At 49.7% G+C, this 18,109-nt stretch carries 17 protein-coding genes; 11 read left to right on the top strand and 6 right to left on the bottom strand.

Annotated features, from left to right (window positions below; translation table 11 throughout):
* Positions 1-18: 18 nt before the first annotated feature.
* Positions 19-1,023 (bottom strand): glycoside hydrolase family 18 protein, encoded by a 1,005-nt coding sequence (locus tag JUB14_RS11890; protein WP_207506282.1) that lies wholly within the window; start codon positions 1,021-1,023, stop codon positions 19-21.
* A gap of 58 nt (positions 1,024-1,081) precedes the next feature.
* A complete protein-coding gene (locus JUB14_RS11885) occupies positions 1,082-1,438 on the bottom strand; it encodes a Spx/MgsR family RNA polymerase-binding regulatory protein (protein ID WP_207506280.1) in 357 nt (118 codons plus the stop codon).
* Positions 1,439-1,574: 136 nt separating this feature from the next.
* On the opposite strand from JUB14_RS11885, the gene JUB14_RS11880 reads away from it, so the two are divergent.
* Positions 1,575-1,913 carry a hypothetical protein gene (locus tag JUB14_RS11880; protein WP_207506278.1) on the top strand — a complete coding sequence of 113 codons (339 nt, stop codon included), beginning with the start codon at positions 1,575-1,577 and terminating at the stop codon, positions 1,911-1,913.
* 110 nt (positions 1,914-2,023) lie between these two features.
* Positions 2,024-2,461 (top strand): SRPBCC family protein, encoded by a 438-nt coding sequence (locus tag JUB14_RS11875; RefSeq protein WP_207506276.1) that lies wholly within the window; start codon positions 2,024-2,026, stop codon positions 2,459-2,461.
* A gap of 56 nt (positions 2,462-2,517) precedes the next feature.
* Here the strand turns inward: JUB14_RS11875 and JUB14_RS11870 are convergent, their stop codons facing one another.
* Positions 2,518-3,936: a dicarboxylate/amino acid:cation symporter gene (locus JUB14_RS11870; protein ID WP_207506275.1), complete on the bottom strand. Its 1,419-nt coding sequence runs from the start codon at positions 3,934-3,936 to the stop codon at positions 2,518-2,520.
* 158 nt (positions 3,937-4,094) lie between these two features.
* Positions 4,095-5,393, bottom strand: coding sequence for a dicarboxylate/amino acid:cation symporter (locus JUB14_RS11865; protein ID WP_207506274.1), 1,299 nt, complete (start codon positions 5,391-5,393; stop codon positions 4,095-4,097).
* A 248-nt stretch (positions 5,394-5,641) separates the two neighbouring features.
* Here JUB14_RS11865 and JUB14_RS11860 point away from each other — a divergent pair, with 248 nt between their 5' ends.
* From JUB14_RS11860 to JUB14_RS11830, 7 genes are all read left to right on the top strand, one after another.
* The gene (locus JUB14_RS11860) at positions 5,642-6,070 is read left to right on the top strand and encodes a hypothetical protein (RefSeq protein WP_207506273.1); all 429 of its coding nucleotides are present in this window, start codon (positions 5,642-5,644) and stop codon (positions 6,068-6,070) included.
* A gap of 148 nt (positions 6,071-6,218) precedes the next feature.
* The gene (locus JUB14_RS11855; RefSeq protein WP_207506272.1) at positions 6,219-6,617 is read left to right on the top strand and encodes a YkvA family protein; all 399 of its coding nucleotides are present in this window, start codon (positions 6,219-6,221) and stop codon (positions 6,615-6,617) included.
* Positions 6,618-6,735: 118 nt separating this feature from the next.
* On the top strand, positions 6,736-7,191 hold the full coding sequence (locus JUB14_RS11850) for a DinB family protein (RefSeq protein WP_207506271.1): 456 nt from the start codon (positions 6,736-6,738) through the stop codon (positions 7,189-7,191).
* A gap of 53 nt (positions 7,192-7,244) precedes the next feature.
* The gene (locus JUB14_RS11845; protein ID WP_207506269.1) at positions 7,245-8,267 is read left to right on the top strand and encodes a hypothetical protein; all 1,023 of its coding nucleotides are present in this window, start codon (positions 7,245-7,247) and stop codon (positions 8,265-8,267) included.
* A 257-nt stretch (positions 8,268-8,524) separates the two neighbouring features.
* Entirely contained in the window at positions 8,525-9,439 is a 915-nt protein-coding gene (locus JUB14_RS11840; protein ID WP_207506267.1) for an ABC transporter ATP-binding protein, read from the top strand.
* Between the two features lie 118 nt (positions 9,440-9,557).
* Positions 9,558-10,889 carry an ABC transporter permease gene (locus tag JUB14_RS11835; protein WP_207506265.1) on the top strand — a complete coding sequence of 444 codons (1,332 nt, stop codon included), beginning with the start codon at positions 9,558-9,560 and terminating at the stop codon, positions 10,887-10,889.
* A gap of 221 nt (positions 10,890-11,110) precedes the next feature.
* Positions 11,111-14,080, top strand: coding sequence for a glycosyltransferase family 117 protein (locus JUB14_RS11830; protein WP_207506263.1), 2,970 nt, complete (start codon positions 11,111-11,113; stop codon positions 14,078-14,080).
* A gap of 95 nt (positions 14,081-14,175) precedes the next feature.
* On the opposite strand, the gene dnaJ is transcribed toward JUB14_RS11830, so the two are convergent.
* Together dnaJ and JUB14_RS11820 are read right to left on the bottom strand one after the other, a co-directional pair.
* A complete protein-coding gene (gene dnaJ, locus JUB14_RS11825) occupies positions 14,176-15,333 on the bottom strand; it encodes a molecular chaperone DnaJ (protein ID WP_207506261.1) in 1,158 nt (385 codons plus the stop codon).
* An 82-nt stretch (positions 15,334-15,415) separates the two neighbouring features.
* Positions 15,416-15,976 carry a nucleotide exchange factor GrpE gene (locus tag JUB14_RS11820; protein ID WP_207506259.1) on the bottom strand — a complete coding sequence of 187 codons (561 nt, stop codon included), beginning with the start codon at positions 15,974-15,976 and terminating at the stop codon, positions 15,416-15,418.
* Positions 15,977-16,093: 117 nt separating this feature from the next.
* On the opposite strand from JUB14_RS11820, the gene queG reads away from it, so the two are divergent.
* Positions 16,094-17,041 (top strand): tRNA epoxyqueuosine(34) reductase QueG, encoded by a 948-nt coding sequence (gene queG / locus JUB14_RS11815; protein WP_207506257.1) that lies wholly within the window; start codon positions 16,094-16,096, stop codon positions 17,039-17,041.
* Between the two features lie 191 nt (positions 17,042-17,232).
* Positions 17,233-18,075 carry a universal stress protein gene (locus JUB14_RS11810; RefSeq protein WP_207506255.1) on the top strand — a complete coding sequence of 281 codons (843 nt, stop codon included), beginning with the start codon at positions 17,233-17,235 and terminating at the stop codon, positions 18,073-18,075.
* Positions 18,076-18,109: the final 34 nt, after the last annotated feature.

Below are 18,109 nucleotides of genomic sequence, written 5' to 3'. Positions count from 1 at the left end.
CAAGAAGTATTTAAGAGATTATTTTCCTCCCTTGGCGCGGTTGATAGCCCGCAGCAGAGAGCGGTCGTCGTTGACATCTAAGCCAATCTCCCAGATCATTACACCCGGACAGCCCCGCTCAATAGCCAAGCGAGTTTTAGCCTCGGTTGTAACGATACCGTTGTAGAACGAGCCTTTCCAGTAGTCATCGTAGGCGCTGGCGCCGTCGGCCAGGAGCTGTTTGTAGCCGGGACCGTACTGTCCAAATCCTTTCTTAGCGTAGAAAGGTAAGCCCAGTACCGCTTTGGAAGCCGGTAGCCCCCGCTCCTTGATCCAGTAGTCGAGACTCTGCATAGCCAGTACGTAGGGAGAGTGAGCAGCCAGGTAGTCTTTGCTGTAATCGTCGTCGTAGGCCATCAGGTTGAGCCAGTCCATGGCATCGAAGGCTTCTTTCTTAATCCCGTAGCCTTTCTTGCCGTAAGACACCACCGCAGCCGTCAGCTTCTTACCTTCGGCGTGCAGTTGCTTACTCAGGTCCCGTACCAGCGCTACGTAGTGGTCGGCCGAAGGATGGTCCTCATCGGGGTACTCCCAGTCCAGGTCCACTCCGTCCAGGTTGTACTTCCGCACAAACTGCATGGTACTTTCGATAAAGGCACGACGGCCTTCGGGGCGCTCGGCCATCCGGTGAAAACGGCCGTCTTCTCCCCCACCGTCACCGATGCCCCAGCCTCCGATGGAGATAAACACCTGCTTGCGGTTGTCGTGTACATGTTTGACGAGGCGCTTCAGGATGGAATCATCTTTGAGCGGAATGAGGGTATCACCCGTTGGAGCCGGTATGGCAAACGAATAGTTTACATGCGTGAGCAGGTCCATGGGTATGCTCTCCGGAGAGGCAGATCCGGGAGTGTAGTAGCCTATCACCATGAAATTCTTAGGCGCAGATTTACTACTGGTAGAAGCAGTTCGTGACAGGCTCGAACAGCCGGCCAGTGCTACAAAGGCTACTAAAAGGGCAATTTGTTTAAAGGTACGGGTCATTGGATAGTCAGATACGTAAAATCGTGTAAAGGGTTAGGAATATCAGGTACTAGATTCATTATTTCTGTAAAGCTTCACCGTAGGCTTCTTCCGAAAATCCCAGCGCTACAATAGTACCGCTTTCATCTTCGATCAGGGGACGCTTGATCACCGAGGTTTTCTGGAGCATCAGCTTAGTGGCTCCCTCCTTACTACCCGCCTCGGCCTTTTCAGCATCCGATAGTTGTCGCCAGGTGGTACCCGCTCGGTTAACCAGCTTCTCCCAGGGCTCCTGCCTGAGCCAGTTGTCTAGTTTTTCGGCGGTGATGCCCTTTTTCTTATAGTCATGAAACTGGTAAGCTACCCCCTGTTCGTTTAGCAAGGTTAGCGCTTTCTTAACCGTGTTGCAATTAGAGATTCCGTATACAGTGTACATCTTCTTTTTCTAATATATTTTACAATAATAAAAATAGTTAATAATATTTTTTAATAATTTTTGGTCTAAATGTTTCTGTAGCTAAATAGTGCAACATTTTCCAGAAAGCGGTGTCTTTTATAGGAAAGACGAAAAGATGAGATTTGCTGTACTTACCATTTGGCTACTACTACCAGGAGGCTCACTGCTGGCCCAGACGGATTTCGCTCCCAGAATTCAGCCCCTGGATTCCGTACCGGAACTTCAGTACCGTTATATACCTCCCAGTCAAAAGCCCTGGCTGAACCAGCGTGACACCAGCCAAATTACCTACTCCGAATGGGACAACATGCCCATCCTGCGTCCAAAAATGGTGGAACCCATGCCGGGTGCCTTCCCACAGCCAGCTCCACAGCTTCAGGAGCGGATGGCACCTATGCCTAACCCCATGCACCCCAGACGCCGGGACAGTACAGAAGAAAAACCTATTCATTAATATCGGATATCGCTAAACTCTTTGCCCCCACAGGATGTTGACCGGTTACTAGTAACCGACACTTAACTCTATGATGACTACTAGTCGCTGATTACTGGTCATTAAAAAACATGAAGATCCATATCAATACTCCCGTGTCGGCTCCCATCCGTAAGGTTTGGGAAGGCTTTGACAAATCGCTGTTCCTGAAACTGAATCCCCCGTTTCCACCCGTACGGCTGCTGCGGTTTGATGGTAGTCATAAAGGCGATACTGTAAGTGTAGAACTCAACTTCCTACTCTTCCGGCAGCAGTGGACCAGCCTGATTACTGAACAGGAGTCGGATCAGGAAGAGATATTCTTTATAGATAAGGGCATCAAGCTTCCGTTCTTTCTGACGTACTGGCGGCACAAGCACCGGCTGTTGCGTGATAATACTGGTACAGTCATAGCCGACGAAATAGAGTACCGTACTCCTTTTACTATACTCGACTACCTGATGTACCCTATCTTATGGGCACAATTTGCGTACCGTAAACCTATCTATAGAAAAGCTTTTAAAGTTTAAATAAAAACTCCCGACCAGTAGCTGGCCGGGAGTTATACTATATCTATACTATATGATTAGATCTGATCTGCCTGTTCCAGTTCCTGCACTACACCATTGGCAGGGATCTGATCAGAAGCCTGCATTTTGGCGTCATCCAGTTCCCCTTCCCAGCGGGCAATCACTCCCGTAGCTAAGCAGTTACCTATTACATTTACCGAGGTACGGGCCATATCCATCAGCTCGTCGATACCCATGATCAGTAGTACGGGCCACTCAGGTAATCCGAAGTTAGCTACCGCTCCCAGTAGGATTACTAGCGTAGCACGCGGTATACCGGCCACGCCTTTACTGGTCAGCATAAGCAGGAACACCATGGCAACCTGCTCACTGATCGGGAAGTTGGTACCCGACGCCTGGGCCACAAATATGGTAGCCAAGGCCAAGTACAGGGTAGATCCGTCGAGGTTGAAGCTGTAGCCGGTAGGCATTACGAAGGATACGATCTGACGAGGTACCCCGAATTTTTCCATCCGCTCCATAGCCTTGGGCAGAGCCGACTCCGAGCTAGTGGTAGCAAAGGCAATGGACACGGGCTCGGCGATATTCTTGGCAAACTTGATAATGGGAATTCGGGCAAATAGTGCCACCGGTACCAGTACCAGTCCCAGGAAGGCCAACAGCGCGCAGTACAACGTCGCCAGCAGCATAGCCAGGTTCTTAAGTACATCAATACCCATGTGGCCTACGGTTTCAGCAATGGCGGCTCCAACCCCGATCGGAGCAAACAGCATCACGATCTTGGTGAACTTAAACATCACCTCAGCCAGGAGCTCTACGCCACCTACAAACTTCTTCTTTTTCTCTTCCGGTAGCATAGCCAGCGCCACACCAAACAGGACACTGAATACTACGATCTGCAGTACCTCACCATTATAGATCGACTTAGCGATATTCTCGGGGAAAGAGTGTGTAATGATACTCTGCCAGCCCTGCTGCTCTACCTTGGGAAGTGCTTCGTTCAATGCAGCCGGCGGAATGATACCTTCACCGGGCTTAAACCAGTTGGCAAATATCAGCCCGATAAACAGGGCAATGGTCGTAACTACTTCAAAGTACAGCAGGGATTTCCAACCCATGCGCCCGACCTGCTTCAGGTCCGAGTGGCCAGCTATACCCGCTACCAACGTAGCGAACAGCAGCGGAGCGATGATCGTCTTGATCATCTGCAGGAATATCTGACGCAGGAAGCGGAGGTTCGTAGCCAGTTCGGGGAAATCGTAGCCAACCTCGGTCCCGATCAACATAGCTACCAGAATAGAGGTAGTCAGGTTTTTCTTTATGAAAGCATACACCAGCAGACCTGCCAGCGCCAGCCATCGCAACGAAAGCAAAACCGGGTCCGCAATCGCGAGTATACCGTATTCACTTAGTACTGTAGCCAGGGCGGCTACTGAAATCAGCCCCCAGTTGAGGAGCAGCAAATTTTTCTTCATACGATTAGTAAAGGGAGGCTACAATTTCTGTTACAATTAGCAAACATAGAAAAAAACAGGAAAGATAAAAGCAGACCTAGCCCCGCTTACTAACAATTACTTACGTAAGCCAACTTAACTACAGAATAATACAATTGTTAAGACAAATAGTTGAAATTTCATAGGTTATCATCCCAGTTTTTGGGATGCGGCTGGGTGAGTTTGCCGAGGCTTTTGCCTACTATGATCGCTACTGTGGCGTCACTCGTAATGTTCACTACGGTGCGGCACATATCCAGCGGACGATCAATGGCTAGTATCAGAGCTATACCGGCCGGATTGACCCCAATAGACTCCAGCACAATCACCAGCATCAGGATACCTGCTCCCGGCACAGCGGCCGTGCCGATGGAAGCCAGCAGGGCCGTAAGTACTATGGTGAGCTGCTCCATGATCGTGACATCATCCCCAAAGGCCTGCGAGATGAATACCGCCGCCACGGCCTGGTACAGGCTGGTACCATCCATGTTGATGGTAGCTCCTACCGGCAGTACAAACGACGTTATTTCTTTCTCCACCCCAATGTGCTCCTCTACCCGCTCCATGGTCACGGGCAGGGTAGCCGCGCTGGAACTCGTGGAAAAGGCCAGGAGCTGGGCCGGCCCCATCCCCTGAAAAAACCGGCCATACGATACCCCCGCAAATAGCCGAACCAGCGTGGGGTAAAACAGGAAGATAAGCGCCGCCAGACCAATCAGCACCGTCAGGGCATATACCCCCAGCGCCTTAAATATATCGGGTGAAGGCGACTCCGCCACCAGGGCCGCCAGCAGAGCGAATACTCCGATGGGAGCGATGAGCATGATCAGGTCGATCATTTTGAGGATAACCTCATTGACACCATCAAAAAAACGCTTGACCGGCTCCGCCTTTTCGGTGTCTATAAGGATAAGCCCAATGCCGAAAAATACCACGAAGAAGATTACCTGCAGCATATTGCCGTTGGAGCCCGCCGCCCCGATGATATTATCAGGTACTACCTCCACCAGCGCCGTGAGCGGCCCCCGGTTTTTACTGGCCGCGGCAGCGGACATGCTTTGATCCGCGTTGGCACCAAAACTTCCCATCAGCTCCGTACGGGTGGACTCCTGAATAAAGCTCCCAGGATTGATCAGATTCACCACCAGCAACCCTATGGTGATAGCAACTATGGTCGTAATCAGGTACATTCCGATGGTACGGGTACCCAGGCGGGACAACTGACGGATATCCTGCAGATCAGATACTCCTTTGATGAGCGAAGATACAATGAGTGGTATAGCGATCAGCTTCAGCAAATTGATGAAAATGGTACCAAACGGCTTGACCCAGTCAATGACAAACCGGCCCCCCCAGGTAAAGGAGGAGAGTAAATATCCGGCGGCAATACCGGCAACCATACCAATCAAAATCTGCCAGTGTAGAGCTAATCGTTTCATAAATCAGGGTTAGGAATATTTAGATTGTTTAGGCTAAAGGGTACAGACCACAAGACATAATCGTAGCTGTACGTACCACTAAACATAGCCATAAACGGACAAATATCCATTATAGTCTCTAATCCGGCTCCTATCCTACCTGTTTCCACTCAATATATCCACCAGCTTAATCTATTGACAATCTGCTATTAATACTGTAGCTTACAAACCCAAACCACTCTTTTCATACACTAAACCCTACATCCCTCATGGAACAAAAACTGCTTCTCGAAAAGGAACTGGAGCCTATCTTTCTGGGCAAATTCCCGGACTTTCCGGACGAAGTCAAAGAGTTTCTGGTTAAGTACGGCCCTTACCTTATGCTAGTAGGAGCAATCCTTGGTCTATTGGGTATCCTGACCGCCCTGGGCATTGGTACCGCCGCAATTCCTTTTATGCCTTATGGCAGTTCGGCCGTATTCTGGGTGGGGATGGTACTTACTGCTCTGGTACTTGTCATGTACCTGCTGGCATTTTCACCACTTCGTAACCGCCGGATTCAGGGTTGGCGCATCCTGTACTACGCCCTGCTGCTCAATCTGCTCGGCAGCCTCATCCAGCTCAACATTCTGAGCCTGCTCATCGGTGGTGCTATTGGCTTCTGGGTCTTATTCCAGATCCGGAGCAAGTACTCCTGAGCCACCAGGGGTTCGGGCGGGTGCTGCTACTGCGCCCGACCCCTTTTCGCACCAGCTTGTTCTGGTGTAGTCCTGGCTGACTAATGGGCATCCCGGCTCTGCAAAAGGACACGCACTGATTACCAGGATCCACCATCCGGAAAGTAACGTGAATTTTATAAAAAACTTAAAGCAGAAGGTACGCGAGTTAAAAAAGGAAATTCAGGTACTGCTGCTTGCCTACACAGACTCCCGCACCCCACTGATCGCTAAGTTAGTTATTGGGCTCACCGTCGGCTATCTACTAAGCCCCATCGATCTGATCCCTGACTTCATCCCTGTCATCGGGCTCCTCGACGACCTGGTCATCGTCCCGCTCCTTATTCTGCTCTCCATTAAGCTTATTCCGCCGGTGGTGCTGAACGAGGCCAGGCAACAAGTACTGGTCCATCCCGAACAACTAAAAAAGAATAACTGGATAGCAGCCACCGCCATTGTACTCCTCTGGGTGCTTATTCTGTACGTAACCTACCGGAAGTTTGGGTACCTGATAGAAACGAAGAGCTAGCCAGGGGGCAATGGCAGAAGATTATGTAAGGCTCTCTACCAGCTCAGTTCAAAAATTTGGCACCTGCCCCTATTTTTTATGGACAACCTTTCTACAAACCGTCTGAACTAACTAACCAATGGAAGCAGTATTAAAAGCCTGGAAAACCAGCAGGACTATCTACCTGGATTTTATTAACAACTACACAGCCGAGCAACTGAACAAAATACCGGATGGCTTTAACAACACCCTCATCTGGAACATCGGGCATGTCATAGTGGCCCAGCAGTCCCTGATATACAGAGGCTCTAATCTGCCTATGAATATATCTGATAGCCTGGTTGACCTCTATAAACCCGGCACTAAGCCTACTGCACCTGTATCACCGACTGAGATAAATGAGCTGAAATCTCTGTTAACTTCCCTTATAGAGCAGACGGAGGAAGAGTTAAAGAGTGGGAAGTTTGTCACGTACAACGAAAGAATGACAGTAACTGGATTTCATCTTGGTTCGCTCAAAGATGCTCTTGAATTTAACAACTACCACGAAGGTATACACCTGGGGTACATGATGAGCCTCCGAAAGTTTGTTTAAGCGGCACCGGCAAGTGCTTTATCATGTAGAGAATAGTCAACCCTTGAAATATCATGCGTCTACTTTCAGTCATACTATTGATATTTTTGTCCAGCTACAGCTTGGCTTGTGATTGTGATGATCAAGGAGAACTCTCCCAACAGGATATTGAACAGAATGACTATATCGCCTTAGTCAGGATAAAAGAGATTATTCCCGCAAAGGCTGAGGATCTGAGAACTACCAACAAGACCTACTACTATGCTATCGTAGTGGAGGAGCTGACGCATTATAAAGGTGATCGAGTTTCAGAGATCGTCGTAGCTGGAGGCAACAAAAAGTTTGGAACCTGGACTTCCTGCGACTTTGGAATGAACGAAGGACAGGAATGGGTCATTTTTGGGAATTACTATAAAAGAAAGCCTTTTGTAGGGCTCTGCGGGCGAACAGTACGGTACAAAGATGAAAGAGGATTTCGGGATTGGCAGTTTCAGAGAGGATTTAAAGAGCTTACATTCCTGGATACCTTTTTTCAGAAAACACAAGAAGCTTTGAAATTAGTACCCGGGACAGATACGACCCTGTACTCAAGCGGTAGCATTGAAAGAATAGCTCCCTATCTGCAAGGTCAGCTACATGGTACTGCTGAATACTTCTTCCCGGACGGGTCACTCTATGGAAAAACCAACTACCTCAATGGTAAGCTACATGGAAAGTCGTACTGGTACTACGACGACGGTGCTGTGGAAACCGAAGCTACTTACCTGAATGGTGTGCGAGTTGATACATCCATCTATTTCATTAAAGTAGGAGTTGGATACAAACCAATGATCGTTCAGGTATTCGACCGGGAAGGAAACGTGCTACTCTTCCAGCACTATACCGGAGATTACCAAAACTGGTATGTCTGCAATGAGGATAGTTACGAGTCATCAATAAAAAAAGTAAAGCACGTGTTCTATCACAAGAATGGACAGATTAAAGGCATTAGTTATACACTAGATGGGAAAAACTGGGGTACTTACAGGGAGTATGACACTCAGGGAAGGATAGTGAAACAATGGGAGTATGATGACCAGGGAAGGGTGATTAAGTAATTCACCTTAGCTTTTGCTGGTGTTTTTTCACCAGCAAGGCTTTATATACCAATCGCCGCAAGTACCTGTTCAGGCTACTGTCGCTCCATTAGGCCACTCAGTCCTCTTTTAAGCCATTCATCCTTTGGGGGGATTATTTATCCGGTAAAAGTTGTGTAAGGTGACGCTTCTTTGCAATTTTGAAAAGTACCCCTTCCTGCTATATATAAATGTGGGGTATCTGCGTACATTACTCACACACCCCCTACTGTTATCGTATGAACATTCTTGAAACGCACAACATCGTAAAGGAATACGCAAACCACCGAGCCCTTGACGATGTGAGTATTTCGATTCCAAAGGGCTCCATCTTCGGACTTCTGGGACCGAATGGTGCCGGCAAAACCTCCCTGATCCGGATTATTAACCAGATTACCGGCCCCGACAGCGGCCACGTTCTATTTGACGGCAAGCCCCTCAGTGAGCGGCATATCGAGCGGATCGGGTACCTGCCGGAAGAGCGCGGTCTTTACAAAAAGATGAAGGTAGGTGACCAGCTCCTGTACCTGGCCCAGCTCAAAGGCCTGTCGGAAAAGCAGGCCATGGAAAAGCTGAAAAGCTGGTTTATCAAGTTCGATATCAAGACCTGGTGGGACAAGAATGTTTCGGATCTCTCAAAGGGGATGCAGCAGAAGGTACAGTTTGTATCGACGGTCCTGCACGAGCCCGACCTGATCATCCTGGATGAGCCTTTCTCGGGCTTTGACCCCATCAATGCCAACCTGATCCGGGACGAGATACTGGAATTGCGCCAGAAAGGCAGTACGGTGATATTCTCGACGCACCGCATGGAGACCGTAGAAGAACTCTGTGACTACATAGCCCTTATTCACAGGTCCAAGAAAGTACTTGACGGGCCTAAGAATCAGATTAAGGAACAGTTCAAGACTAATACCTATTATGTCGAATATATGGGTATACTTAATGGACTGGCGGAGCAATATGCCGTGAGCGCTACCCGTGAAGTAGAACCCGGTTTTCACCGTTCTGATATTCAGCTCCCCGAAGGCGTCAACTCCAATCAGTTGTTACGGGACCTGATCAACCAGGTAGAAGTCCGTGCCTTCGGCGAAAACATCCCGACCATGAATGATGTGTTTGTACGGGCCGTCAATGAAATTCCCGAAGCGTGATAAAGAGTTTATGAGTTCAGAGTCTATGAGTACTCTAAGCATAGCAGTCACCTAATCAGGGTCATGAATACAAAATAAAGCTTACAGCATATAGCCTAAAGCATACCGCAACCTACACATGAAAAATATACTACTCGTTCTTAAACGTGAATACATGGTCAGGGTCAAGAAGAAATCCTTCCTGATCATGACCTTCCTGGCCCCGCTCCTGTTTGTCGGTTTTTATGCTACCGTGATCTGGGTAGCGGTGGGCTCCGTCGAATCCAAGACCGTACAGGTACTCGACCAGAGTGGTCTGTTTACCGGTCAGTTCCAGAACTCCAAGACCATTAACTTCCAGTACCTCACCATGTCGCTGGATTCGGCCAAGGCCAGCCTCAAAGCTACCAAGTCCACGGCGCTGGTGTACATCCCGGAGGATGTCATGGAAAATCCCAAAACAGTCAAGATTTACGCCCCCAAGAACGTGAGCCTTGAGCTGCAGTCAGACATCGAGAAAACCATTGAAAAGCAGATAGAGAGTATCAAGCTGACAGAAGCGGGTATTACTCGCCGGGTACTGGAAGACTCACGCATCAATGTCGACTCCCAGACCATCAGCCTTAGCGAAGAAGGAGAAAAAAGCAGTAGCTCGGGCGCTGCCACCGCCATCGGGGGTATCTGCGCGTTCCTGATCTATATCTCCGTATTTGTGTACGGTACGCAAGTCATGCGGGGTGTCACCGAAGAAAAAACCAGTCGGATCGTAGAGGTAATCATCTCGTCGGTGAAGCCTTTCCAGCTTATGATGGGTAAGATCATCGGGGTAGCGCTGGTAGGTCTGACGCAGTTTGTGCTGTGGATACTCCTGACGGTAGCCCTTACCTCGGTAGCCGGTGCCATGCTGGGTGACCAGCTCCCCAAAGATCCCCAGCAGATCGAGCAGCAATTCAATGATCTTAACAAGAATATGCCTGCCTCAGCCTTAAAAGCTAACTCAGGTCCCGCAAATCCGGTATCAGAGGTACTATCTGCGGTCAACAGCCTGAACCTGCCCCTGATCATCTCCTGCTTTCTGTTCTACTTCCTGGGAGGCTACCTGCTGTACAGTGCCCTCTTTGGGGCGGTAGGGGCAGCCGTAGACAACGATGCCGATACGCAGCAGTTTATGCTCCCTATTACGTTGCCTATTATCTTCTCATTTGTATTCGCCCAGTTTGTTCTCCGCGACCCCGACGGTAGCCTGGCCTTCTGGACCTCCATCATACCCTTTACCTCGCCCATCATCATGATGGTACGGATTCCCTTCGGCGTCCCCGGCTGGCAGATAGCCCTTTCGATGGTGCTGCTGGTACTGGGCTTTATGGGTACCACCTGGCTGGCGGCCCGTATCTACCGGATCGGTATCCTGATGTACGGCAAGAAGGTATCGTACAAGGAGCTGGCCAAGTGGGTATTCTACCGGGGATAATCCAGGCCACTATTTTTCTATACAAAAAGACCCGCCGCTGAGGCGGGTCTTTTTGTATGCTACCCGCCCCTACCCCTTGTTTAACACTTTTTAAGACATTCCGAAAGGGATGGTTGAGGTTATTTTGCTAATTTTGAACCGGCTGTCATAGTAGACGCTTGCGTATGCGGTCACATCCACCTCTATTTGATCAGCCATTGTAAACTGTAAACCAATTTTACATGACCCAATTCACTCGTTACAACAACCTAACCGGTTGGATTGTATTTGCGATTGCCTTACTTACTTATTCCATTACCGTCGAGCCTACGGCTAGCTTCTGGGACTGTGGTGAGTTTATTGCCTGTGCTTTCAAGCTGCAGGTACCCCACCCACCGGGGGCTCCTTTCTTCCTGATGATCGGACGGCTATTTTCAATGTTATCTTTTGGTGATCTGGATAGTGTAGCCTTCTGGGTCAATATGGTATCGGTGGTAAGTAGTGCTTTTACCATTCTTTTTCTTTTTTGGACCATCACACTGCTGGGTCGTAAGCTTCTGGGCAGATCCGACGAAGCCCTTACCACCGCTGATACTATTCTGTTGCTGGGCTCGGGTGTAGTAGGAGCTCTGGCTTATACCTGGTCTGACTCCTTCTGGTTCTCGGCCGTAGAAGCCGAAGTATACGGTTTGTCATCATTCTTTACGGCTATTGTAATCTGGGCCGTATTCAAGTGGGAGCGTATTGAAGATGCCGCCGCCGAAAACCGCTGGCTGATCTTTATTGCTTATCTGGTAGGTCTTTCGATCGGTGTCCACTTGCTCAACCTCGTTACACTGCCGGCACTAGCCCTGGTGTACTACTTCAAGAAGTACAAAAATATCAGTGTTTTTGGTGGTATCCTGGCGTTTGGCGCCGGACTGGTAGTACTCGCTATTATCAACTCAGGTATAATACCCGGCTTGCCTAGTATGGCGGGTAAGTTTGAGATCTTCTTTGTCAACACCCTGGGACTTCCTTATACTTCAGGTGTCATATTCTTTGTGATTCTGTTCCTGGGAGCTCTGGTATGGGGTATTCGCTACTCGGAAAAAAATAACAAAACGATTCTGAACGTAGGCCTGCTCTCCCTGACCTTCGTACTGATCGGGTACTCGAGCTACCTGATGGTACTGGTACGGGCCAACTATAACCCGCCTATTAACGAAAACAGCCCTGAGGATGTACTAAGCTTTGTATCGTACCTTAAGCGCGAGCAGTACGGCAGCCGTCCGCTGTTGTACGGTCCTACATTTGTGTCACGTCCTGTCAGTCAGAAACGCGGCGAGCCTATGTACCGTCGTCAGAATGGCAAGTACGTTGTGTACGACTATAAGCCGGAGTACGAGTATGAGCCTAATGCCAATGTACTATTGCCACGTATGTACAGTACCCAGGGAAGCCACCCGCAGCTCTACCGGGATATGACTGGCCTGGCCGAAGGGCAGAAACCGACCATGGCTGATAACGTAGGCTTTATGCTGTCGTACCAGATCGGACATATGTACTGGCGCTATTTCCTCTGGAACTTTGTAGGTCGTGAAAGCGACGAAGAAGGTGCCGGTAACCTGCTGCCGTGGGATGTGGCCAAGGACTATCCTTCAACGATTTCTAACAACAAAGCCCACGACAACTTCTTCATGCTGCCCTTTATACTGGGTCTGCTGGGCATTGTTATCCAGTACTTCCGCAACCGCCGTGACCTGCTGGTATTGGGTCTGCTGTTCCTGCTCACGGGTGTAGCGCTGGTTGTATATCTTAACTCCCCACCGGTGGAGCCACGCGAACGTGACTATATCTACGTAGGTTCGTTCTATATCTTCTGTATGTGGATAGGCTTCGGGGTGATTGCCATTGCCGAAGGTATGGCGGCATTCCTCAAGAACTCCACCTCCCGCTCAGCCGTAGCCGCCGCGCTTGGTCTGGCGGTACCGATTATGATGGGCTTCAAGGGCTGGGACAACCACGACCGCAGCAACCGCTACCACTCCGTAGACTTTGCCCGGAACCTGCTCAACTCCTGCGCTCCCAATGCCATCTTATTTACGGGTGGGGATAACGATACTTTCCCACTCTGGTACGTACAGGAGGTAGAAGGCTTCCGGACCGACGTACGGGTGTGTAACCTGAGTCTGTTGGGTACCGACTGGTACATCAACCAGATGAAGCGCCGTACTTACGAATCAGAAGCGCTGCCGATTTCGCTAGAAGCTAACAACTACGCCTTTGGTAAGAATGACATCGTACCTTTCTATGAGATACCCGGCGTAAAAGGCGGTATTAACCTGAAGGAGTACATGAACCTCGTGAAGCAGGAGAACAAAGCCATCCAGGTACCTCTTACCAGTGGCGACATGACTTCGATCCTGCCTTCGTCGGTGCTGTTCCTGCCTGTTAATACGGAGGAGGTGCGTAAGATGAATATCATCAAGAGCGACTTTGCTCCCTTCCTGAGCGACTCGATCAGCTGGACCATCGGTAACCGTGACCTGTACAAGTCAGACCTGATCATGCTGGATATCATTGCGACCAACGACTGGAAGCGTCCTATATACTTCTCGTCGACTCTGGCCGGCTCCAACTACCTCAACCTGAAAGAGTACATGCAGCTGGAGGGTTACGCCTTCCGCCTGTTGCCGGTACGGGTACCCGGTGCTACCGATGGATACGTCAACTCCGACATTATGTACAAGACCATAATGGACAAGATGTTCTGGCGTGAGCTCAACAACCCGGATGTATACTATGACAATACGTACCTGGGGTCGCCGATCTTCACGGCCCGTATTTCGTTCCTGCGCCTGGTAGGTCAGCTACTTTCTGAAAACAAGGTAGAAGAAGCCCGTAAAGCAATGGAAAGAGCCCTGACGGTTATGCCGGATAAGAGCATCCCGTATGACCAGATCTCAGCTAATTTTATCCGCCCACTCTTCCAGATGGGTAGCAACAAGCAGGCTCTTGAGATCGCGGATACCATGGCACGTCGTTCTGACGAAAACCTGGAGTTTGTGAAGAAGTATGGTGCAGTCAACCAGCGTGACGCCAACATCGATCTGTACATTCTGCAGACCATTGTGGCTGCCTGCCGCGAGTCCAACCAGACTGAGGCCGCTACCAAGTACGACGCTATATTCCAGAAGCACATCGCGGGCTTTAACGTAATGGGTCAGTAGTTAATAAACTACTGAAATAAACAGAGAGCCCCGACAGCATGTGCTGTCGGGGCTCTCTGTTTATTTCTGCTACTAATCTAAATCTATGATACTGATCAATGGAAGAAGTCTTTCATCTTATCAAAGAAGCCTTTCTCATTCTTACCTGGCTTGGGCTGGAAGTTCGGCGAGTTGCGTAGCTTCTCAAGGGTAGCCCGCTCGTCGGATGAAAGCTGTTGAGGCGTCCATACATTAACGTGCACCAGCTGATCACCCTTACCGTAGCCATTGAGGTCTTTGATCCCTTTGCCTTTCAGGCGCAGGATCTTACCCGCCTGGGTACCCGGCTCTACCGTAATACGTGCTTTGCCATCGATGGTTGGGATTTCCATGGAGGTACCCAGCGCCGCATCCACAAAGCTCAGGTGCATATCAAATACCACGTTGTTGCCATCACGCTTCAGGTGCTCGTCTTCCTCCTCCTCGATCACGATGAGCAGGTCGCCGGCCACACCCCCGCGTGGCGGTACGTTACCTTTACCTGACATGGATAGTTGCATACCATCGGCTACACCACCCGGTATGTTGAGCGCGATCAGGTCGTCCTGTAGCTGACGTCCTTCACCCGCACACACTTCGCAGCGCTCGCTGATGATTTTGCCATCGCCGTTACAGGTCGGGCAGGTATTGGATGAGACCATTTGGCCCAGCATGGTGTTAACTACCTTGCGTACCTGGCCACTACCATTACAGGTCGTACAGGTACTAAGTGCTGTACCATGTTTGGCACCATTACCGCCACAGGTATTACACGAGACATGGCGCTTCACTTTTATCTTCTTCTCGACTCCGTTGGCTACCTCCTGCAGGTCCAGCTTCAGCTTAATCCGCAGGTCAGAGCCCCGGCGTACCCGGCGTCCACCGCCTCCGCCAAAGATATCTCCGAAAGGACTTCCTTCACCACCGAAAATATCACCAAACTGGGAGAATATATCGTCCATGGTGAATCCACCGGCTCCGTAGGCACCTCCACCGCCTCCGTTACTACCCACTCCGGCATGACCGAACTGATCGTAACGACGACGCTTGTCTTCGTCGCTCAGGATACTGTAGGCCTCAGCCGCCTCCTTGAACTTGTCTTCGGCAGAAGGGTCGTCCGGATTTTTGTCGGGATGGTACTTGATGGCCAGCTTCCGGTATGACTTCTTGATTTCGTCAGCCGATGCTCCCCGGTCTACCCCAAGTATTTCGTAGTAATCTCTTTTCTGTGCCATTTTTTTCAGTCCCCAATTGACTGCTCCAGTCAAAAGTTATGGTTTTTTATGATTTGTTCCTCCGTTCGGAGGAAGAGGGTTTCTAAGCTCCAATTACTACTTTGGCGTACCGTAGTACCTTATCGTTGAGGTAGTATCCTTTCTCGATCTCGTCTACTACCTTGCCTTTCAAGTCTTCGGTTGGTGCCGGAAACTGCGTCACTGACTCGTGCAGCTCAGCATCAAAAGGCTGACCTTTGGCATCCATTGGTTTCAGACCTTTGCTTTCGAGCATCTTGTACAGCTTGTTATGAATCAGATCAACTCCTTCTTTAAGAGGCTCTACTTCGGTTGTGGTTTCGAACGACTGCTTAGCCCGCTCAAAATCATCCACCACCGGCAGAATCGACCGCATCAGGTCAGCGTTGGCGTTGGCAATAAGCTCCAGTTTTTCCTTAGCGGTACGACGACGGAAGTTTTCAAAGTCGGCATACAGCCGTATATATTTATCTTTCAATTCTGCTAGTTCAATTCTCAGCTCCTCCACAGGATCTTTCTCCTGAGCTTCGACGGTAGCTTGCTCCTCCGCCTCGTTGTCAGTCACTTTTTCCATTTCGGGTTCTTCGGCGTGAGTTTCCTGGTTGTTCTGCTTATTTTCGGACATAATTGACTTATACTTTGGTTGCTTATATTCAGCAAGTATTGTGCTAAATTACTTTGCCAGCTCACAAATACTGACATCTTGGCACTAAAAGGCCCAGTTGCTTCGTAATTTTGTGATATGACTACTCAAGATATAATCAGTCAGCAGCGCAGTAAGTTCCTTAAAGCCAAAGCCATCGAACTCGGTTTTGACTTTTGTGGCATTTCTAAGGCGGAATTTCTGGAAGAGGAAGCGCCCCGGCTGGATGAATGGCTTACGCGCAACTACCACGGTCAGATGGCCTGGATGGCCAACCACTTCGACAAGCGCCTCGATCCCCGCAAGCTGGTGGATGGCGCCCGGTCGGTCGTGACTGTACTGCTTAACTACTACCCCGAGCAATCACTCCCTACTACCGAAGAAGATTATAAGATTTCAAAGTACGCCTACGGCACTGACTACCACTATGTACTGAAAGACAAGCTCAAAGCCTTGCTGGATGCCCTTAGGGAAGAAATAGGTGAAGTCGATGGCCGGGCCTTTGTAGACTCAGCGCCCGTCATGGACAAGGCCTGGGCCGCCCGGAGTGGTCTGGGCTGGATCGGTAAGCACACCAACCTCCTCAACCGCGACCTGGGAAGCTTTTTCTTTATCGGTGAACTCATACTGGATGTAGAGCTGGCACCGGATGGTCCGGTCAAAGACTACTGTGGTACCTGTACCCGCTGTGTAGATGCCTGCCCTACTGATGCCATCGTAGAGCCCTACGTAGTTGATGGCAGCAAGTGCATCAGCTATTTTACGATTGAGCTGAAAGAGGCCATACCTGACGAGGTACGCGGTAAATTTGGCAACTGGGTGTTTGGCTGTGACATCTGTCAGGATGTATGTCCGTGGAACCGGTTTGCGCGGCCACACCGAACTTCCGAATTCAATCCACCGGCTCAGCTTGCAGAACTTACCAACAAGGATTGGGAAGAAATAACCGAAGAGGTATTCCGGGAAATATTCCGACGCTCGCCTGTTAAACGCACCAAACTGGAAGGATTAAAACGGAATATAGCCTTTGTAAAGTCAGCCGAGTAAGTACAACTGATCTTCATAAAGGTACTCATCAAACTGATATCCCAAAGCTCGTATAGAAGGAGTAAAGCCCGGATTGAAAGTCTGAGGGTATGTTACTGGCATAATAATTTTTGCTATTTCAAAAGAGGCAACTAGTCATTCCCTGGTTAATAACCTTAACTTGATGCTCAGAACATACACTCATCCAATCCATGAAAAAAATCCTTGTTCCCATTGATTTCTCTGAAAATGCCGACCGGGCGCTGGCCGCTGCCAAACTAATGGGCAGCCAGGCTGACACCCAACTCATCATCCTGCACTCCTACCAGCCTTATATTCCGGATGCTACCGTACCGGCGGGGGTAGGTGCGCTACCGATTGAGAACGGCACAGAAGAGGCATTTCGTAACCGACTAGAAGACTACGTGGCCCGGGCCCGGAATGAAGGCTATCAGGCCGAAGGAATCTGGGCTGTCGGAGGAATCCATCCGGCAGTATTCGATGCCATTGAAGAGTACCGCCCGGATATGGTAGTCATGGGCCGCACCGGCACCGGTGGCTTTCTGGACAAGCTCGTTGGCAGCAGTACTACCAAAATAGCCCTGGACGCTCCTTGTCCGGTCATGATCATCCCTCCCCAGACCGAGCCTAAATCCCTGCGCAAAGTTGTATACGCCACGCAGCTAGAGCACGATGAAATTAATATCCTGCGGAAAGTGATGCGGAATGTAGAGCACTGGGGCGCCCAACTCACCTTCCTGAAAATTCGGGGAGCGGTACAACCCAACATACAGCCCGACCACCAGTACATGGAAGAAATCCAGTCTGTATTTGGAGTACCCGATGAAAGCTTTGTTATCCGGGAGTCTGATTCGGTCAGAGGCGGCATCGAAGCTTACTGTGATGAAGTAGGAGCCGACTTACTGATCGTGTCGTCGCGGGAGCGGACATTCATAGAGGCCTATATTACGAATCCCAGCGTGACAAAGAAGCTCATTCTTGATACCCATATACCCGTACTGGTGTATCATATGAAAGATGATGACCGGTTATAAAGATTGCCACTCATCCTCGGGTGAGTGGCAATCT

It is taken from the genome of Telluribacter humicola (genome assembly GCF_017355935.1).
In the GTDB taxonomy this organism is placed as follows: domain Bacteria; phylum Bacteroidota; class Bacteroidia; order Cytophagales; family Spirosomataceae; genus Telluribacter; species Telluribacter humicola.
The sequence above is the reverse complement of the archived record's forward strand: the minus strand, read 5'-3'. Positions and strand labels throughout refer to the sequence as shown.

What these genes read in the sequence shown, in the direction of transcription:
- queG (WP_207506257.1), top strand. Translation starts at nt 16,094, where the DNA reads ATGACTACTCAAGATATAATCAGTCAGCAGCGCAGTAAGTTCCTTAAA.
- JUB14_RS11875 (WP_207506276.1), top strand. Translation starts at nt 2,024, where the DNA reads ATGAAGATCCATATCAATACTCCCGTGTCGGCTCCCATCCGTAAGGTT.
- JUB14_RS11870 (WP_207506275.1), bottom strand. Translation starts at nt 3,936, where the DNA reads ATGAAGAAAAATTTGCTGCTCCTCAACTGGGGGCTGATTTCAGTAGCC.
- JUB14_RS11885 (WP_207506280.1), bottom strand. Translation starts at nt 1,438, where the DNA reads ATGTACACTGTATACGGAATCTCTAATTGCAACACGGTTAAGAAAGCG.
- JUB14_RS11865 (WP_207506274.1), bottom strand. Translation starts at nt 5,393, where the DNA reads ATGAAACGATTAGCTCTACACTGGCAGATTTTGATTGGTATGGTTGCC.
- JUB14_RS11830 (WP_207506263.1), top strand. Translation starts at nt 11,111, where the DNA reads ATGACCCAATTCACTCGTTACAACAACCTAACCGGTTGGATTGTATTT.
- JUB14_RS11890 (WP_207506282.1), bottom strand. Translation starts at nt 1,023, where the DNA reads ATGACCCGTACCTTTAAACAAATTGCCCTTTTAGTAGCCTTTGTAGCA.
- JUB14_RS11810 (WP_207506255.1), top strand. Translation starts at nt 17,233, where the DNA reads ATGAAAAAAATCCTTGTTCCCATTGATTTCTCTGAAAATGCCGACCGG.
- JUB14_RS11880 (WP_207506278.1), top strand. Translation starts at nt 1,575, where the DNA reads ATGAGATTTGCTGTACTTACCATTTGGCTACTACTACCAGGAGGCTCA.
- JUB14_RS11835 (WP_207506265.1), top strand. Translation starts at nt 9,558, where the DNA reads ATGAAAAATATACTACTCGTTCTTAAACGTGAATACATGGTCAGGGTC.
- JUB14_RS11840 (WP_207506267.1), top strand. Translation starts at nt 8,525, where the DNA reads ATGAACATTCTTGAAACGCACAACATCGTAAAGGAATACGCAAACCAC.
- JUB14_RS11860 (WP_207506273.1), top strand. Translation starts at nt 5,642, where the DNA reads ATGGAACAAAAACTGCTTCTCGAAAAGGAACTGGAGCCTATCTTTCTG.
- JUB14_RS11845 (WP_207506269.1), top strand. Translation starts at nt 7,245, where the DNA reads ATGCGTCTACTTTCAGTCATACTATTGATATTTTTGTCCAGCTACAGC.
- dnaJ (WP_207506261.1), bottom strand. Translation starts at nt 15,333, where the DNA reads ATGGCACAGAAAAGAGATTACTACGAAATACTTGGGGTAGACCGGGGA.
- JUB14_RS11820 (WP_207506259.1), bottom strand. Translation starts at nt 15,976, where the DNA reads ATGTCCGAAAATAAGCAGAACAACCAGGAAACTCACGCCGAAGAACCC.
- JUB14_RS11850 (WP_207506271.1), top strand. Translation starts at nt 6,736, where the DNA reads ATGGAAGCAGTATTAAAAGCCTGGAAAACCAGCAGGACTATCTACCTG.